General features: G+C 68.4%; 14 protein-coding genes. All 14 read left to right on the top strand.

What is annotated here, in order from left to right; all coding sequences use genetic code 11:
- Nucleotides 1-253 precede the first annotated feature (253 nt).
- Entirely contained in the window at nucleotides 254-1,816 is a 1,563-nt protein-coding gene (gene metG, locus E3O67_RS04730; protein ID WP_134431451.1) for a methionine--tRNA ligase, read from the top strand.
- Nucleotides 1,809-2,765 carry a TatD family hydrolase gene (locus tag E3O67_RS04725; protein ID WP_174776792.1) on the top strand — a complete coding sequence of 319 codons (957 nt, stop codon included), beginning with the start codon at nucleotides 1,809-1,811 and terminating at the stop codon, nucleotides 2,763-2,765. The genes metG and E3O67_RS04725 overlap by 8 nt, the downstream gene beginning before the upstream one ends.
- 281 nt (nucleotides 2,766-3,046) lie before the next feature.
- Nucleotides 3,047-3,847 carry a 16S rRNA (adenine(1518)-N(6)/adenine(1519)-N(6))-dimethyltransferase RsmA gene (rsmA, locus tag E3O67_RS04720; RefSeq protein ID WP_241979318.1) on the top strand — a complete coding sequence of 267 codons (801 nt, stop codon included), beginning with the start codon at nucleotides 3,047-3,049 and terminating at the stop codon, nucleotides 3,845-3,847.
- Nucleotides 3,848-3,921: 74 nt separating this feature from the next.
- Nucleotides 3,922-4,857 carry a 4-(cytidine 5'-diphospho)-2-C-methyl-D-erythritol kinase gene (locus E3O67_RS04715; protein ID WP_135102091.1) on the top strand — a complete coding sequence of 312 codons (936 nt, stop codon included), beginning with the start codon at nucleotides 3,922-3,924 and terminating at the stop codon, nucleotides 4,855-4,857.
- Nucleotides 4,858-5,004: 147 nt separating this feature from the next.
- Nucleotides 5,005-6,810, top strand: coding sequence for an ABC-F family ATP-binding cassette domain-containing protein (locus tag E3O67_RS04710; RefSeq protein ID WP_134431460.1), 1,806 nt, complete (start codon nucleotides 5,005-5,007; stop codon nucleotides 6,808-6,810).
- 196 nt (nucleotides 6,811-7,006) lie between these two features.
- Complete coding sequence (locus E3O67_RS04705) at nucleotides 7,007-7,876, top strand: MetQ/NlpA family ABC transporter substrate-binding protein (RefSeq protein WP_134431463.1); 870 nt, start codon at nucleotides 7,007-7,009, stop codon at nucleotides 7,874-7,876.
- 137 nt (nucleotides 7,877-8,013) lie between these two features.
- A complete protein-coding gene (locus E3O67_RS04700) occupies nucleotides 8,014-9,075 on the top strand; it encodes a methionine ABC transporter ATP-binding protein (protein WP_134431465.1) in 1,062 nt (353 codons plus the stop codon).
- Between the two features lies 1 nt (nucleotide 9,076).
- Nucleotides 9,077-9,736, top strand: a complete 660-nt coding sequence (locus tag E3O67_RS04695; RefSeq protein WP_134393839.1) for a methionine ABC transporter permease — start codon at nucleotides 9,077-9,079, stop codon at nucleotides 9,734-9,736.
- Nucleotides 9,737-9,993: 257 nt separating this feature from the next.
- Nucleotides 9,994-10,464 (top strand): hypothetical protein, encoded by a 471-nt coding sequence (locus E3O67_RS16825; RefSeq protein ID WP_167726490.1) that lies wholly within the window; start codon nucleotides 9,994-9,996, stop codon nucleotides 10,462-10,464.
- Nucleotides 10,461-11,270, top strand: a complete 810-nt coding sequence (locus E3O67_RS16820) for a lytic transglycosylase domain-containing protein (protein WP_167726488.1) — start codon at nucleotides 10,461-10,463, stop codon at nucleotides 11,268-11,270. The genes E3O67_RS16825 and E3O67_RS16820 overlap by 4 nt, the downstream gene beginning before the upstream one ends.
- Before the next feature lie 8 nt (nucleotides 11,271-11,278).
- Nucleotides 11,279-13,120 carry a PASTA domain-containing protein gene (locus tag E3O67_RS04685; RefSeq protein WP_167726486.1) on the top strand — a complete coding sequence of 614 codons (1,842 nt, stop codon included), beginning with the start codon at nucleotides 11,279-11,281 and terminating at the stop codon, nucleotides 13,118-13,120.
- Nucleotides 13,121-13,288: 168 nt separating this feature from the next.
- The gene (pstC, locus tag E3O67_RS04680; RefSeq protein WP_134431472.1) at nucleotides 13,289-14,329 is read left to right on the top strand and encodes a phosphate ABC transporter permease subunit PstC; all 1,041 of its coding nucleotides are present in this window, start codon (nucleotides 13,289-13,291) and stop codon (nucleotides 14,327-14,329) included.
- Nucleotides 14,329-15,654: a phosphate ABC transporter permease PstA gene (pstA, locus tag E3O67_RS04675; protein WP_134431475.1), complete on the top strand. Its 1,326-nt coding sequence runs from the start codon at nucleotides 14,329-14,331 to the stop codon at nucleotides 15,652-15,654. The genes pstC and pstA overlap by 1 nt, the downstream gene beginning before the upstream one ends.
- A partial coding sequence (gene pstS, locus E3O67_RS04670; protein ID WP_241981986.1) for a phosphate ABC transporter substrate-binding protein PstS occupies nucleotides 15,651-17,085 on the top strand: 1,435 nt, incomplete at its 3' end. The genes pstA and pstS, both read left to right, overlap by 4 nt.

The following is a 17,085-nucleotide window of genomic DNA, read 5'->3' as shown; positions in this document are numbered from 1 at the left end:
TGAACGACCAACAACACCCGCACCAGCCAGCCTCGTCGGGATCAATCACCTCGCCGACGAAACCGCCACAAACTAACCCAAGTGACTCCAGTCAGCTTGACATCGCGCGCAGAGCCGTTATTCGGGCCAAATCGGGTCGTTCCACCCAAAATCTCCGTCGAATTCGTCAGGCCCGACTGCGCCCACCGCCGTGTCGAGCGCCGAGAACGGTAACGCGGCCAGGGGCATCCGCCGCTCCTAATAGACTGAGAGCATGTCCGACGGCTCATCTTTTTACATCACCACGCCCATTTTCTATGTGAATGATGTCCCCCACATCGGGCACGCCTATACCGAGGTGGCCGCCGACGTGCTCGCACGCTGGCACCGGCAGTCAGGCGAGGATGCCTGGCTACTGACCGGTACGGACGAGCACGGGCAGAAGATCCTGCGTACCGCGACCGCCAACGGTGTGACTCCGAAGGAGTGGGCCGACCGCCTGGTCGAGACCGCGTGGAAGCCGCTGCTTGCGACGGTCGACATTCGGAACGATGACTTCATCCGCACCACCGATGTGCGCCACGAGGTGAACGCGCAGAAATTCCTGCAGCACCTCTACGACGCCGGACACATCTACACCGGCGAGTACGAGGGCTTCTACTGCGTCGGCTGCGAGGAGTACAAGCAGCCCAGCGACCTCATCGAGGGGGTCGGCGAGTACGTCGGGCAGCAGGTCTGCGCCATCCACTCCATCCCCTGCGAGCTGCTGCACGAGAAGAACTACTTCTTCCGGATGAGCACGTTCGGCGACCAGCTTCTCGCCCTGTATGAGGAGAACCCGAACTTCGTACAGCCCGAATCTGCGCGCAACGAGGTCATCTCCTTCGTCAAGCAGGGCCTGAGCGACCTGTCGATCTCCCGATCCAGCTTCGACTGGGGCATCAAGGTGCCGTGGGACGACAGCCACGTGGTCTATGTCTGGTTCGACGCCTTGCTCAACTACATCACCGCCGCCGGCTACGGTCACGACGACGAGAAGTTCAGCCGCCTCTGGCCGGCGACGCATGTCGTGGGCAAGGACATCCTGCGCTTCCACGCCGTGATCTGGCCGGCCATGCTGCTCGCCGCGGGCATCGAGGTGCCCCGCCAGGTCTTCGGCCACGGCTGGCTGCTGGTGGGCGGCGAGAAGATGAGCAAGTCCAAGCTCACCGGTATCGCCCCGAGCCAGATCACCGACACGTTCGGTTCCGACGCCTTCCGCTACTACTTCATGCGCGCGATCAGCTTCGGCCAGGACGGCTCCTTCTCCTGGGAAGACCTGTCCGCCCGATACCAGTCCGAGCTGGCCAACGGCTTCGGCAACCTCGCCTCCCGCGTGATCGCCATGGTCGTGCGCTATTGCGACGGCGAGATCCCCGTCGTCGGCGAGTTCAGCGATGCCGACGAGCTCATTCGCGGCACCGAGAAGCGGGTCACGGATGCCGCCACGCTGGCCATCGGCCACCTCGCCATCCACGAGGCCATCGCCGCGATCTGGGAGCTGGTCGACGACCTCAACGGCTACATCACCGCGCAAGAGCCCTGGGCCCTGGCCAAGGACCCGGCCAACCGGGCCCGCCTCGAGGCCGTGCTCGCCACCGCAATGCGTGGACTGGGCACGCTCGCCGTGCTGCTCTCGCCGGTCGTTCCGCAGGCCACCGCGAAGCTCTGGACCGCTCTCGGCGGCTCCGGCCTGGTCAGCGACCAGCGCATCGACCGTGCCTGGGAGTGGACCGGCGGCCCGCGGGTCTCGCCGCTCGAAGCGCTGTTCCCGCGCATCGAGGCCACGGTTGGCTAACGAGCCCGAGTCCGAGGCCGGCCCCGTGCGCCAGCGCGACAAGGGCGCCGGCCGGGACCTGAGCTACCCGCCGCTGCCCGACCCGCTCGGCGTGCCGGTCTACGACAACCACACCCACCTGGAAATCGGCGACGGCGACCAGTCGCTCACCGTGGCCGAGCAACTCGACCGCGCCTCCAGCGTCGGCGTGCGCGGCGTCATCCAGGTCGGCGGCGACCTGGAGACCTCGCGCTGGTCGGCTGCGATGGCCGCCCGGGAGCCGCGCATGCTCGCGGCCGTCGCCATCCACCCCAACGAGGCCCCCGTCTACGACGCCGCCGGCACCCTCGACGACGCCCTGGCCGAGATCGCCGAACTGGCCACCCGCCCGCGTGTGGTCGCCATCGGGGAGACCGGCCTGGACTTCTTCCGGACCGGCCCCGACGGGCACGCCAGCCAGCTCCGCTCCTTCGAGGCGCACATCGAGATCGCCAAGCGCAACGGCCTCGCGTTGCAGATCCACGACCGCGACGCCCACTCCGCCGTGATCGAGACGCTGTTGCGGGTCGGCGCGCCCGAGCGCACCGTCTTCCACTGCTTTTCCGGCGACGCCGAGATGGCCCGCATCCTTGCCGACAACGGTTGGTACCTCTCCTTCGCCGGAACCGTGACCTTCAAGAACGCCCAAAACCTGCGCGAGGCCCTGGCCGCGGTGCCGCGCGCTCTGCTTCTGGTCGAAACGGATGCCCCGTTCCTCACCCCCGCACCCTTCCGCGGCCGCCCGAACGCGCCGTATTTGCTGCCGCACACCCTGCGCGCGATGGCCGACCACCTCGAAACGGATGTCAGCATTCTCGCCACCCAGATCTCGTCCAATACCGAGCTCGTCTACGGACGGTGGGATACCGAACCGGTGACCGTCGCCGAGACCACCGAGCCCGGAACCCGCCCGTTCGGAGGCCTCGCATGACCCCGCCCCGCCACGGCTACGACCCCGGAGACGAACCCGAGACCGGCATCCGCGCCACCGGCGACGCCGAGACCGCCGGCCGGCACGCCGCACCGGTTGCTTCCGAAACAGATGCCGGGCCCACGAACTCCGCTGCCGAACCGGATGCGGACGCATCCGACTCCGCTGCCGAACCGGACGCGGACGCACCCGACTCCGCTGCCGAACCGGAGGCCGGTACTCCCGCCGCGCCTGCCGTCCGCTCCCTTCTCGGCCCCGCCGAGATCCGCGACCTGGCCGAGATGCTGGGCGTCAACCCCACTAAGAAGCTCGGCCAGAACTTCGTCATCGACGGCAACACCGTGCGCCGCATCGTCAAGGTCGCGACCGTCTCGCCCGGCGACACCGTGCTCGAGGTCGGCCCCGGGCTGGGGTCCCTCACGCTGGGGCTGCTCGAGATCGGTGCGAGCGTCGTGGCCGTGGAGATCGACGACCGGCTCGCCGAGCAGCTGCCACTGACGGTCGAGCTCATGCACCCGGGGGCACCGCTCACGGTCATCCGTGACGACGCGCTCAAGATCACCGAACTGCCCGGCGACCCGAGCCGCCTCGTGGCGAACCTGCCCTACAACGTGTCGGTGCCGGTGCTGCTCTACCTGCTGGAGAACTTCGCCTCGATCCGGGCCGGAGTGGTCATGGTGCAGGCCGAAGTGGGGGAGCGCCTCGCGGCGCCGTCCGGCAGTAAGGTCTACGGCAGCCCGAGTGTGAAGGCCGCCTGGTACGGGGCGTTCCGCACCGCCGGCAAGGTCAGCCGGCAGGTGTTTTGGCCGGTCCCCGGCGTCGATTCGATCCTGATCGCCTTCGAACGACGAGCGGAGCCGCTCGAATCCGAGGACCTGCGCCGCGCCACCTTCGCCCTCGTCGACGCCGCCTTCCAGCAGCGCCGCAAGATGCTGCGCCAGTCGCTGTCGTCCGTCCTCGGCAACTCCACGAACGCCACCGAGGTCATGACGCGCGCCGGAATCGACCCCACCGAACGCGGCGAGCAGCTCACCGTCGAGGACTTTCTCCTGATTGCCCGGGCCCAGCTGAACGTCACGTGAACGATCCAACGCCGGGGTCGCCCGGGCCGCGCCGCCGGGCAGTCGCTCGGGTGAGGCTGGGCTAGGTTAGTCACATGACCAACGTGGCCTCTTCCCCCGTGGTGCATGCGCGGGCGCCTGGCAAGATCAACGTCTTCCTCAAGGTCGGTGCGGTCCTCGAAGACGGATACCACGAGGTAGCCACCGCCTACCAGGCCGTGTCGCTGTTCGAAGACGTGCGCGCCTGGCCGGCCGACGACTTCTCGGTCGAGTTCACCGGGCCCATCGACGCCTCCGGCCTCGCCGTCGATGGTAGCAACCTCGCTATCAAGGCCGCGCGGGCACTGGCCCGCAAGGCCGGCTATCGCGGCGGAGTGCGCCTCTCGATCGAGAAGAACGTGCCCATCGCGGGCGGTATGGGCGGCGGGTCGGCGGATGCCGCGGCCACCCTCCTCGCCTGCGACACCCTCTGGGGAACCGACGCCACCCGCGACGACCTGATCGAGATCGCCGCGACCCTCGGTGCCGACGTGCCGTTCGCTTTCACCGGCGGCACCGCCATCGGCACCGGCCGCGGCGATCAGCTCAGCCCCGCGCTGGCCAAGGGCCAGTTCCATTGGGTGCTTGCCCTCGCCGACTTCGGCCTCTCGACCCCGGGCGTCTACAACGAGCTCGACCGGCACCGCGAGCGCCACGCCCAGGACATCTTTCCGGCTCAGATCCAGCCCACCGTCGACGCCAACGTGCTGCAGGCGCTGCGAGCCGGCGACCCGCGGATGCTGGCCGAGGCCCTGCACAACGACCTGCAGGCCCCCGCGCTGCACCTGGCCCCCGGGCTGGGCACGGTGCTCGAGCTGGGCGAGGAGAACGGCGCGTTGGCCGGCCTGCTGTCCGGCTCCGGCCCGACCGTGGCCTTCCTGGTCGCGGATGCCGACAGCGCCCTCGAACTGCAGGTCGCCCTGAGCGCGTCCCGCCTCCGCGTGGTGCGCGCCACCGGGCCTGTGCACGGGGCCCGAATCATCCACGACTAGCTCCCCTTTTTTGCCGCAACTGTGGCCGAATCGGACGACTGTTGCTGGTGTGCTGGCAACAGATGTCCGATTCGGCAACAGTCGGGCCATCGGGGGCGGAACCGGTGCGCGCGGGGCTGTCAGCCGCGCCCGGTAAAGTGGTCCGCTATGGCACATTTGCTCGGGGCCGAGTCCCTGCACCTTGAATTCCCCACCCGCGTCATCTTCGACAGCGTCACCGCCGGTCTCAACGAAGGCGACCGGATCGGCGTCGTCGGCCGCAACGGCGACGGCAAGTCTACCCTCATGCGCCTGCTCGCCGGCCGGATGGAACCCGACTCGGGCCGCGTCACGCGCCGGCGCGGCGTCACCATCGGCATGCTCGACCAGGCTGATGACCTGGCCTCCGGCCAGACCGTGGGCCACACCATCGTGGGCGGTATCGACGAGCACGTCTGGGCGGGCGACGCTAAGGTACGCGACGTGATCGCCGGGCTCGTGCGGGACATCCCCTGGGATGCCCTCGTCGACGACCTCTCCGGTGGCCAGCGCCGCCGGGTGGCCCTCGCCGCCGTGCTGATCGGCGACCATGATGTCATCTTCCTCGACGAGCCCACCAACCACCTCGACGTGGAGGGCATCTCCTGGCTGGCCGGCCACCTGCGGACGCGCTGGGCCACGAACTCCGGCGGCCTGGTGGTCGTCACTCACGACCGGTGGTTCCTCGACGAGGTCTGCAACATGACCTGGGAGGTGCACGACCGCCTGATCGAACCCTTCGAGGGAGGCTACGCCGCCTACATCCTGCAGCGCGTCGAACGCGACCGGATGAGCAGCGTGATGGAGGGCAAGCGCCAGAACCTGATGAAGAAGGAACTGGCCTGGCTGCGGCGCGGTGCCCCCGCCCGCACCGCGAAGCCCAAGTTCCGCATCGACGCCGCCAACGAGCTGATCGAGAACGAGCCGCCGCCCCGCGACACCGTGTCAATGCAGTCGATGGCCATGCAGCGACTCGGCAAGGATGTCGTCGACCTGATCGACATCGGCGTGAAGTTCGGCGAGAAGACGGTGCTGAACGACATCACCTGGCGCATCGCACCGGGCGAGCGCACCGGCATCATGGGCGTCAACGGCGCCGGCAAGAGCACGCTGCTGAACCTGGTGGCCGGCACGCTGATGCCCACCACGGGCACGGTCAAACGTGGCAAAACCATCAAGGTCGCCGTGCTCACCCAGCAGCTGTTCGAGCTCGACGGCATCCAGAACGACCGCGTCAGCGAGGTTATCGGCCGCCAAAAGACGTCGTACATGGCCGGCGGCAAGGAAATCACGCCCGGCCAGATGCTCGAGCGCATGGGCTTCATGAGCGCCCAGCTGACCACGCAGGTCAAGGACCTCTCCGGTGGCCAGAAGCGGCGCCTGCAGCTGCTCCTGATCGTGCTCGACGAGCCGAACGTGCTGATCCTCGACGAGCCCACCAACGACCTGGACACGGACATGCTCGCGGCCATGGAAGATCTGCTCGACTCCTTCCCCGGCACCCTGCTCGTCGTCTCGCACGACCGGTACCTGATCGAGCGCGTCACCGACAACCAGTACGCGGTCACCGAGGGGGGCTTCCGCCACCTGCCCGGCGGCGTCGACCAGTACCTCGAGATGCGTAAGAGGCAGACCAGCGGCAACGACAAGCCCGCCGAGGCGAACGCGTCGAACACCTCCGGCGGGAAGGCGGTGCGCAAGCTCGCCATCGGCGGCGCCGACCTCCGCAACGCGCAGAAGGAACTCGCCTCCATCGACCGCAAGGTCGCCAAGCAGAACGCGCGGATCGCTGCCCTGCACGAGAGCCTCGCCGTGCACGACCAGTCCGACTTCGACGGCCTCGGTGCGCTCAGCTCCGAACTGCAGACGCTCGAGTCCGCCATCGCCGGCTTCGAGACCCGCTGGATCGAACTGTCTGAGCTGATCGAGGGCTAATGTCGCAGATACTGTGACCGCGTGTGACGGAGCAGCGCACGCGGCGCAGCATCTGCCGATAGCCTGGGAACGTGCCTCGCGATGCAGCGGCACAGACTCCCACCCCTTCTCGACCCGTGGTTCTTCTGTGCCCGAAAAACGCGCCGGCATCCGCCGCCGACCAGACGGCACCACAGCTGACAAAGGGAACCCCATCGTGAAGAAGAAACTGCTCGCCGCCCTCGCGGTCGTACCGCTCGCAGCCCTGCTCGCCGGTTGCTCTGGCGCGGCCGCCGACGAGACCGTTAAGATCGGCGTCGTCGGTGCCAGCGACCCCTACTGGGCCGTCTACGAGGAGGCCGCGGCGGATGCCGGCATCACGGTCGACATCGTCGACTTCGCCGAATTCGGGCAGCCGAACCCGGCCCTCTCCGCGGGCGAACTCGACCTGAACCAGTTCCAGCACATCGTCTACCTCGCCGAATACAACGTGGCCAGCAAGGACGACCTGACGCCGGTCGGCGCCACCGCGATCTACCCGCTCGCCCTGTACTCCACCCAGTACGACGACGTCAGTGAGATCAAGAAGGGCGACACCGTCGCGGTGCCGAACGACGCGAGCAACCTGGCCCGCGCGCTGCTCGTGCTGCAGTCCGCGAAGCTGATTACGCTAAGCGACGGCGGCAGCATCTACTCGACCCTCGACGACATCGACACCCAGAAGTCCAAGGTCACCGTGACCGCGCTCGAGGCGTCGCTCACCGCCACATCCCTTCCTGACGTCGCCGCTGCGATCATCAACAACGACTTCGTCGAGAAGGCCGGCCTAAAGGTCGAGGACGCCCTCGCCCAGGACGACCCCACCGACCCCAACGCGTTGCCGTACGTGAACGTTTTCGCGGCCCGCGCCGAGGACAAGGACAACCCCACGTACCAGAAGCTGGTCGAGATCTACCAGACAACGAAGGCCGTTCAGGACGGCGTGCTCGACGTGTCCGCCGGGTCCGCCGTGATGGTGCAGACTCCGGTCGCCGACCTCGAGTCGTCCCTTGCCACGGTCGAGAAGGACACCAAAGCACTGAAGTAGCGCCGCCCGACCTGCGCCGTTCCGGTCGAGAGTGCCCGTTCCGCGGGTCACTCTCGACCGGACCGGCACAGTCATAGCCGGGCACCACGGCGCCGCGGCACCACGCCAGTAAGTCAGTAAGTCAGTAAGGATGTTCCATGTCTGCCCCCAGCCCCGTTGTCGAACTGCGTGACGTGAGCAAGGTGTACCCGCCTACGACCAAGGGCGGGGACGAGGTCGTCGCCATCGACAAGGTCAGCCTCACCATCGACGCCGGCGACGTCTACGGCATCATCGGCTACTCGGGGGCCGGCAAGAGCACCCTGGTGCGGCTCGTGAACGCCCTCGAACGGTCGACGTCGGGCGAGATCCTGATCAATGGCACCGACATCGCCCGCCTGCCCGAGCGCGAGCTGCGCCCGGTTCGGCTGGGCATCGGCATGATCTTCCAGCAATTCAACCTGCTCGGGTCCCGCACCGTCGCGGCGAACGTCGCCTACCCGCTCGAGGTGGCCGGCCAGTCGAAGGAAACGCGTCGGGCCCGGGTCGCCGAGATGCTCGACTTCGTCGGGCTCGGCGACAAGGCTCGTTCCTATCCCGACCAGCTCTCCGGCGGCCAGAAGCAGCGCGTGGGCATCGCGCGCGCCCTGGCCAGCCAGCCAGGGATCCTGCTCGCCGACGAGGCCACCAGCGCGCTCGACCCGGAGACGACCTCCGAGGTGCTCGACCTGCTCGCTCGCGTCAACAAGGAATTCGGGGTCACCATCATCGTGATCACGCACGAAATGGACGTCATCCAGACCCTGGCGACCAAGGTCGCCGTGATGGACCAGGGCCGGGTGATCGAGCGCGGCGACGTGTTCGACGTGTTCTCGAACCCGCAGCAGGCGGCCTCCGCCCGGTTCGTCTCGACCGTGGTCAAGGGCCTCCCTTCTGCGTCGGAACTCGCGGTGCTGCGGCGGCGGCATCCGGGCCGCCTCGTCACGCTGGCGTTCCGCGACACCAGTGTCGACCAGGCCCGGGTGTTCGGCGAGTTCGCCGCCGCCGGCGTCACCTTCGAGGTGGTCTACGGCGGCATCAACGAGATCCAGGGCCGATCCTTCGGGCACCTGACTCTCGCCCTGGCCACGCCGGGGACGACGGATGCCGCGGCCGACGCGGTCATCGACGCCGCCCTCCACCGGGTGCGAACCCTGACGACCGTGACGGAGGTGCGCTGAGATGGACAGCCTGATCGACCTGTTGCCCGAACTCTGGATCGCCGCGGGGGAGACCCTCTACATCGTCGGCCTCACCCTCTTTTTCGGCGGGATCGGCGGCCTGCTGGTCGGCCTCGGCCTGTATCTGACCCGGGCCGGCAGCATCCTCGAGAACCGCGGGGTCTTCGTGGTGCTCAACCTGCTGGTGAACATCGTCCGGCCGATCCCGTTCATCATCTTCCTGGCCGCCGCCCAGCCGCTGGCGCGGGTCGTGGTGGGAACCGGCATCGGAAACGCGGCGATCATCTTCACGATCTCGCTCGCGGCATCCTTCGCCATGGGACGGATCGTGGAGCAGAACTTGCTCACCGTGACGCCGGGCGTGATCGAGGCGGCCCGCAGCGTGGGGGCCGGGCCGATCCGGATCATCTTCACCGTGCTGCTGCCCGAGGCGCTCGGCCCGCTCATCCTCGGCTACACCTTCATCTTCGTGGCGCTCGTGGACATGTCGGCGGTCGCCGGCTACGTCGGCGGCGGCGGCCTCGGAAACTTCGCGCTGCTCTACGGTTACCGACAGTTCAACCCGGTCGTGACCTGGGCCGCCGTGCTCCTGATCATCGTGCTGGTGCAGCTGGTTCAGTTCCTCGGAAACTGGCTGGCCCGGAAGGCCTTCCGCCGCTAGGCCCCCTGAGTGCGGGGTATCTTTCGCGACTTGTTACAGGCGCCGTCATCGCTCGTTTACCTGCGGTTCAGGTGATTTTCCGGGGCCGGACATGCGTGGGCTGGACAGTGCTCGCGGGGTCGGCCCACCCGAGCCGCGTTCACGTCACCGTGCCCCGTCACTGCCTCATCCTTGCCCTGGGAGTCACCGTGTCGTCGAGCCCGAGTATCGTCTTTTCCGCTTTCAGATCTACCGCCGACCCCCGATTGCACGGCTGGGTGGCCTTCCGGGAAAGCGTTCAGAACCTTCCCGCCCCCGTCCGGGCGGTAGAGGTGCGCGACGGGCACCGCGCCGGCCCTGCGCTCACGGGACTGCCGGGGCACTCCGGAATCTGGCGACTGCTCGCCTCGAACAGTCGCGAGCTCGGCCGCAGCTCCTCCGTCTACGGAACGTTCTCCACTGCGCGGGCCCACGTTCTCGAACTCAAGGGCCAGTGCGACTCGATGGTCACCACGGTTGTCACGGGTCCCCGAGCAGGCACGCACGGCTGGGTGATCAGCGTCGGGGGTGTTGTCGTGATGACTGCAGGTCGCTGGTACGGCGCGGCGTCGGCCAGTCGCGAGGCCTCGGCTGGGACCATCGAGGCTTTCCACACTGCGATCGTCGCCGCGGATGCCCGTCACGCGACGGAGTCCGGGCAGCGCGGCAACCGGGTGCTCTCCGACGAGGAACGGGCCCTGGCTTGGTGACCGTAGTCACGCCCCGCGGGATGCCCATACTGGCCACGGTTGCCGGCCTCGCCGTGCTGGGGTGGTTGATCTTCGGTTGGCTGGTACCCGGTTTCCGGCCACCAGAGGGCGAGCGGGCCGGTGTCGCGCCGTCCGCGGCGGTGGTCATCACTCTCGAGCCGCCGGGCGCTGCCGCATCGCTGCCGGCCGGCGAACCGGCATCCGTTGCCGTCGCGGTGAAGCCCCCGCCGCCGCTCGTCGGCAATGCGACGCTCGCCGACCCGGCCTGGGCCGCCCGCGCCGCCCAGACGGCCGATATACCGGTGCGTGCCCTGCTCGGCTATGCGGGGGCGTCCCTGGCTCTAGCGGCCGAGCAGCCGAACTGCCGCCTCGGCTGGACTACCCTGGCAGCCCTCGGCAACATCGAATCCGGGCACGGCACCCACAACGGTTCGGGGCTCGGAGCCGATGGCGCCGCCCGCCCGGGCATTTTCGGCCCCGCACTCGACGGCAATGCCTTCGACGCGATGGGCGACACCGACCGTGGGGCCTGGGACGGCAGCACCGAAGGGGACCGTGCGGTCGGGCCACTGCAGTTCATCCCCGCAACCTGGCAGCGGTGGGGTGCCGATGGCAACGGCGACGGCGTCGACGACCCGCAACAAATCGACGATGCCGCCCTCGCTGCCGGCCGTTACCTCTGCCACTATGGCGAGCTGTCCCGGCCCGATCGCTGGCGCGCCGCCGTGTTCGCCTACAACCACGTCGATTCCTACGTGAACGCGGTCGCCGCGACGGCCGATTCCTACGCCGATCTGGCAGGTTGAGGAGTTTCGTGACGGACAAGACCCCGGCTGGAGACGGCCTGATCTCCGGCAGGTACCGGCTCGGCGATCTTCTCGGTACCGGTGGGTCGGCATCCGTTTTCGCCGCCGTCGACACCGCCACGTTTTCGGACGGTGACGTCGGCGCCCACCGGGCGGTCGCACTCAAGATCCTGCACCCGCACCTGTCGCGGTCCGACCACTCCCGGCGGGCGTTCCTTGCCGAGGCCACGGCGGCGGCCGGCCTGCGGCACCCGAACATCGCACAGGTGCTCGGCATCGGCGTGCACGACACGGGAGAGGAACCGCAGGCCTGGATTGCCCTCGAACTCGTGCCCGGCATCACCCTCGCGGAGCACATCGAGCGGAACGGTGCCCTCGAGCCGGGCCAGGCGCTCACCATCGCCTCGGCCGTGCTGCGAGCGCTCGAGGCCTCACATGCTCGTGGACTGATCCACCGGGACGTGTCCCCGGCGAACATCATGGTCGACACCGACGACGGGGGAGGATTCTTGATCGGGGATGTTCGGTTGCTCGATTTCGGTCTGGCGGATGCCGCCGGCAGGCCGGTCCTCGGAACCGACATCCTGCGCAGCGCACCCGCGCCGCAGGCCCGGGAGGATCAAAAGGCTCCGGGTCTGTCAATCGAACCCGTCGCCCCGGGCGTCCTGGGCAGTGTGTACTACATGTCGCCGGAGCAGGCCCGCGGCGGCGCCGTCGACGAACGAGGCGACCTCTACCAGCTCGGTGGCGTACTCCACTTCGTGCTCACCGGGAAGCCGCCGTTCTCGCGAGATTCGGCTGCTGCCGTGATGCGGGCTCACGTGCTGGCACCCCCGCCGGTGCCCTCGGTCCTGCGTTTCGGTATTCCTCGCGCCGTCGACCGGATCGTAGTCAAAGCGCTGATGAAGGATCCCGCGAGCCGATTCCAGTCTGCCGCCGAGATGGCGGGCGGTATCGGAATCCTGATAGCCTCCGGCGTCGTCGGCCCGGCCGGGCGGGGCCAAGCGGCGGGAGATGAGCGCACCCGGGTATTCGGGCAGACCGCCGCACCGGCATCCGACGAACCGGGATCCGTCGCACCGGGATCCGAGGCCCCGGCCGGCGACTCACCGGGACCCGACTGGGCGCGCAGCGGCCGTACCCGGAGCGGCAGCGGGCTCTGGCTTCTGGCCCTGCTGGTCGTCGGGGGCATCTCCGTCGGCTGGGTCGTGGCCACGGGCGGGTCCGAGCCGGCGTCGATCGCCGTCGCGAGCAGTCTCCCGACGGCGCCGCCGACGCCGAGCCCGGTGCCTGCGACCGACGGCATTTCAACGGATATCCTGATTCAGAGAGTCCGGATGCCCGAGCTCACCTCCTTGACCCTCGCTGCGGCCCGAGCAGCGCTCGCCGCGGCCGGACTGGAGGTCGGCGCCGTCGAGACGCAGGCCTCGGCCCTGCCGGGCGACACCATCCTGGCGAGCCTCCCGGCCGAGGGGACCCGCATCGATCCAGGCCGCACGGTCGACCTCGTCATCGCCTCCGGATCGAACGCCATCCCGACGGTGCGGGGACTCACCCAGGCCGCGGCTGCTGTCGCCTTCGAGGAGGCCGGTTTCGTCGTGCTGACTGAGTCCCGTGCAGACTCTACGGTGCCGCCGGGCACGGTGCTCGCAAGCCTTCCAGCGGCACAAACGGTGTGGCGTCTGGGGACAACCGTTACATTGATCGTCGCGAGCGCGGCCTTTCCTGTGCCTGAGGTACCTCCGACTCCCGCCCCGACGTCCACATCGCAGACGCCGACGCACGCGCCGACGAACGCCCCGGACCCGGGCGCGACCCCGTCGCCCGCGGGCACGTCAGCCTCCCGCTGAGCCGACTCCGCGGCGGCAGCGATCACGCCCGGTCAACTCTCCACTCCGCGTCCATCCCTAGCTGGACAAATCGACGCTCAGTGTTAACCCAGCGCCCCAAACATATGTCTCGGACGTGCTACCACCGCGTTCGTTCCGCTCCCCACACCCGAATGTGCAAGGACACCCATGTCGTTTTCGACCCTCTTCGACGCGCCTGCGGTCGAGCCGCCAACGATCGACCCGGCGAACCCGGACTCGTCCCCGCGCCGCTCCCTGGCAGCACGTCCTTCGGTCTCGGATTCGGTGTTCCGTTCGGTGGCCTTCCTTGCCGGCTGCATCACCGTGGCGATCATGCTCGCCGTGGGCGTGTTCCTGTCGTTGCGGGCCTCGGAGGCCCTCGGGGTCGCCGGCTTCAGCTTCCTGGTCGAGCAGGACTGGTCACCGGAGTCGCAGAAATTCGGTATCGCATCCGTCCTGTTCGGCACCATCACGATCGCGGTGATCGCGATGTGCGTCGCCGTGCCGCTCGCCCTCGGCACGGCCCTGCTCATCTCCGAGGTCGCCCAGGGCCGGATGCGCTCTACGCTCGTCACGCTCGTCGACCTGATGGCCGCCGTGCCAAGTGTGGTCTTCGGCCTCTGGGGTGTCTTCTTCCTGCAGGCCAACGTGATCCCGGTCGCCACCTGGATCTCCACCTACTTCGGCTGGATCCCGTTCTTCCGGGTCGAGGACATCACCGGCCAGACCCTGACCGAGGCGAGCGCCTTCACCTCCTCGGCGTTCATCGCCGGCATCGTGGTGGGCCTCATGGTGGTGCCCACCCAGACCTCGGTGATGCGCGAGGCCTTCTCCCAGGCTCCGATCGGCGAACGCGAGGCCGCGTTCGCCCTCGGGTCGACGCGGTGGGGCATGATCCGTGCGGTCGTACTGCCCTTCGGTCGCGGCGGCATCATCGGCGGCACCATGCTCGGCCTCGGCCGAGCCCTCGGTGAGACCATCGCCGTCTACATGATCATTTCCCCGATCTTCACAATCAACTGGGAGGTGCTGAAGACGGGCACCAACTCCGTCTCCGCACTCATCGCCCTCCGCTACGGCGAGTCCAGCTCGTTCGGCCTCTCCGCGCTGATGGCAGCCGGGCTTGTCCTGTTCCTGATCACCCTCGTGATCAACTTCACGGCCTCGTCGATCGTGGCACGGTCCCGATCCGGGGCAGAGAGCGACTGATGACGATCCTCCTCGAACCCACCGGAACGGTCATCCCCGAACTGACACCGACGGCCCCGGCGCACACCACGACGATCCCGTCCCCCGGGGGCACCCCGATCGGCCCGCGCCGCCGGGTGCGCGGCGCCCGCCTCGACGACCGGTTCAATCTGCTCGGCGCCGCCTCTGCAGGCATCGCCGTCGCTGTGCTGCTGTTCGGTTGGTTCAGCCCGCTCTCCGGCGGCGTCGGCTGGCTGCTCGTGGCCTTCATCGCCTTCATCGGCTTCTACGCCCTGCTGGTGAGCTTCGCCAGCGACTGGCAGGAGGTCAAGGACCGGGTGATGGGGGTGTTGCTCGCCAGCGCCGGGGTGCTGCTGTTCGGAGCCCTGGTCTTCGTGGTGGCGTTTACGCTGGTGCGCGGCCAGGAGGCCCTGCCGCACCTGAACTTCTTCACGCAGAGCATGGAGCTCGCCGGCCCGCTGGACGGCCTCGAGGTCGGCGGAATCGTGCACGCGATCCTGGGCACGCTGATGCAGATCTCGATGGCCCTCGCCATCACGATTCCGCTCGGAATCCTGACGGCGCTCTTCCTCAACGAGGTCGGCGGCAAGTTCGCCCGCTTCGTGCGCACGATTTCGGATGCGATGACGGCCCTGCCCTCCATCGTCGCTGGACTCTTCGTCTATTCCGCGATCATCGTGTTGATCACCCATCAGCGCTCGGGCTTCGCCGCGGCGATGGCCATCACCGTCATGATGCTGCCCATCGTCATCCGGGCCTCCGACATTGTGCTGCGGCTTGTGCCCGGCAACCTGCGCGAGGCTGCCTACGCCCTCGGGTCGACCCGGTGGCGCACGGTGTGGCACGTCGTTCTGCCGACGGCCCGGCCCGGTCTGGCCACGGCCGTGATCCTCGGCACGGCTCGCGGAATCGGCGAGACCAGTCCGGTGCTGCTGACATCCGGGGTGACCGCCGTCGTCAACTGGAACCCGTTCGAGGGTCCGATGATCTCCCTTCCGCTGCAGGTCTTCGACTTCGTCAAATCCCCCGAGCCGAACATGATCGCCCGCGGCTTCGGCTCCGCTGCCGTGTTGATCCTGCTGGTGCTCGCACTCTTCGTGATCGCCCGTCTGATCGGGGGTAAGGGTCCCGGCCAGCTGGGCCGCCGGCAGCAGGAGCGGGTCATTGCGGCATCCGCTCTCGACCTTCAGCGCATCACCCTTCAGGGCGACCGCCGAGTCCTGCTCGACGCCTCGGCCGCGCAGGACGACCACCGGCCACAGCCATCGGCTTCTACGCCATCAGCTCCACCGTCAGACCCCAACCCGAAGGAGACGTCCTCGTGACGCGCCAGCCCCGGCGGATTCGTGCAATCCGCGCCCTGTTCGCCCTCACCGTCGTGCTGGTCAGCGTGCTCGGCACCGTGCCTGCCCAGGCCGTGAGCTACGACCCGATCACCGGCACCGGCTCGACCTGGTCGCAGAACGCCCTCGACCAGTGGCGCAAGAACGTGGCCTCGAACTATGGCATGACCGTCAACTATTCGGGCGTCGGCTCGTCGGCCGGCCGGCGTGACTTCGTCGCCGGCAACGTCGACTTCGCCGTCAGCGAGATCCCGTTCCAGACCCGGCCGGAGGACAACTCGGCCCCCGAGGTGCCGTCCCGCGGCTACGCATACATGCCGATTGTGGCCGGCGGCTCCTCGTTCATGTACAACCTCAAGATCGGCGGGGTGCGGGTCTCCAACCTGCGCCTCAGCGGTGCGGTGATCACCAAGATCTTCACGGGCGTCATCACCAAGTGGAACGACCCGGCGATCCAGACCGACAACCCCGGCCTGGCGATGCCCGACAAGGGCATCGTGCCGGTCGTTCGCTCCGACGGCTCCGGGTCGACCGCCCAGTTCACCCTCTGGATGTCTCAGCAGCACCCTGACCTGTGGAGTGCCTTCTGCGCCAAGGCCGGCCGCACCTCCTGCGGTCTCACCTCCCAGTACCCGACTTACGGCAACGCCAAGGCACAGAGCGGTTCCTCCGGCGTGGCCGGTTATGTGAGCCAGGACTACGGCGAAGGCGCGATCACCTACGTCGAGTACTCCTACGCCCTCGAAGCCGGATTCCCGGTGGCCAAGGTGCTCAATGCGGCCGGCTATTACGTGGAACCCACCGCCGACTCGGTCGCGGTGGCCTTGCTCCAGGCGCAGATCAAGACGGATGTCCCCGTCACCAGCCCCGACTACCTCACCCAGATCCTCGACGGCGTCTACAACAACGCCGACGCGCGCAGCTACCCGTTGTCGAGCTACTCCTACATGATCGTGCCGACCGCGGTCGGCGGCGTCTTCACGGAGAAGAAGGGCCTCACCCTGGGGGCCTTCGCAAACTACATGCTCTGCGAGGGGCAGCAGCAGGCGGAGGCTCTCGGGTACTCGCCGCTGCCGATGAACCTCGTGCTGGCCGGGTTCGACCAGATCAAGCGGGTGCCCGGTGCGGATGTCTCCGGCGTGGACATCAACAAGTGCAACAACCCGACGTTCAAGCCCGGCGATTCGCCCTCGAGCAACCAGTTGGCCGTGACGGCCGCGCAGCCCGCCGAGTGTGACAAAGTCGGCACCAGCCAGTGCACGACCGGCACTGCCGGCGCGCCGGCCGATACTCCGACCTCCGGTACGGGCACCGGCGGCGCCGCCGCGGGCGGCGCGGGCGGGACGGCAGCGGTGGATGCAGCCGCGGCGGCGGCCGGGCCCGCGGATGCTGTGGCTGCCGTCTACGACGAGA

The sequence above is a fragment of the Cryobacterium sp. TMT3-29-2 genome (assembly GCF_004564305.1).
Lineage (GTDB): Bacteria > Actinomycetota > Actinomycetes > Actinomycetales > Microbacteriaceae > Cryobacterium > Cryobacterium sinapicolor.
The sequence above is the reverse complement of the archived record's forward strand: the minus strand, read 5'-3'. Positions and strand labels throughout refer to the sequence as shown.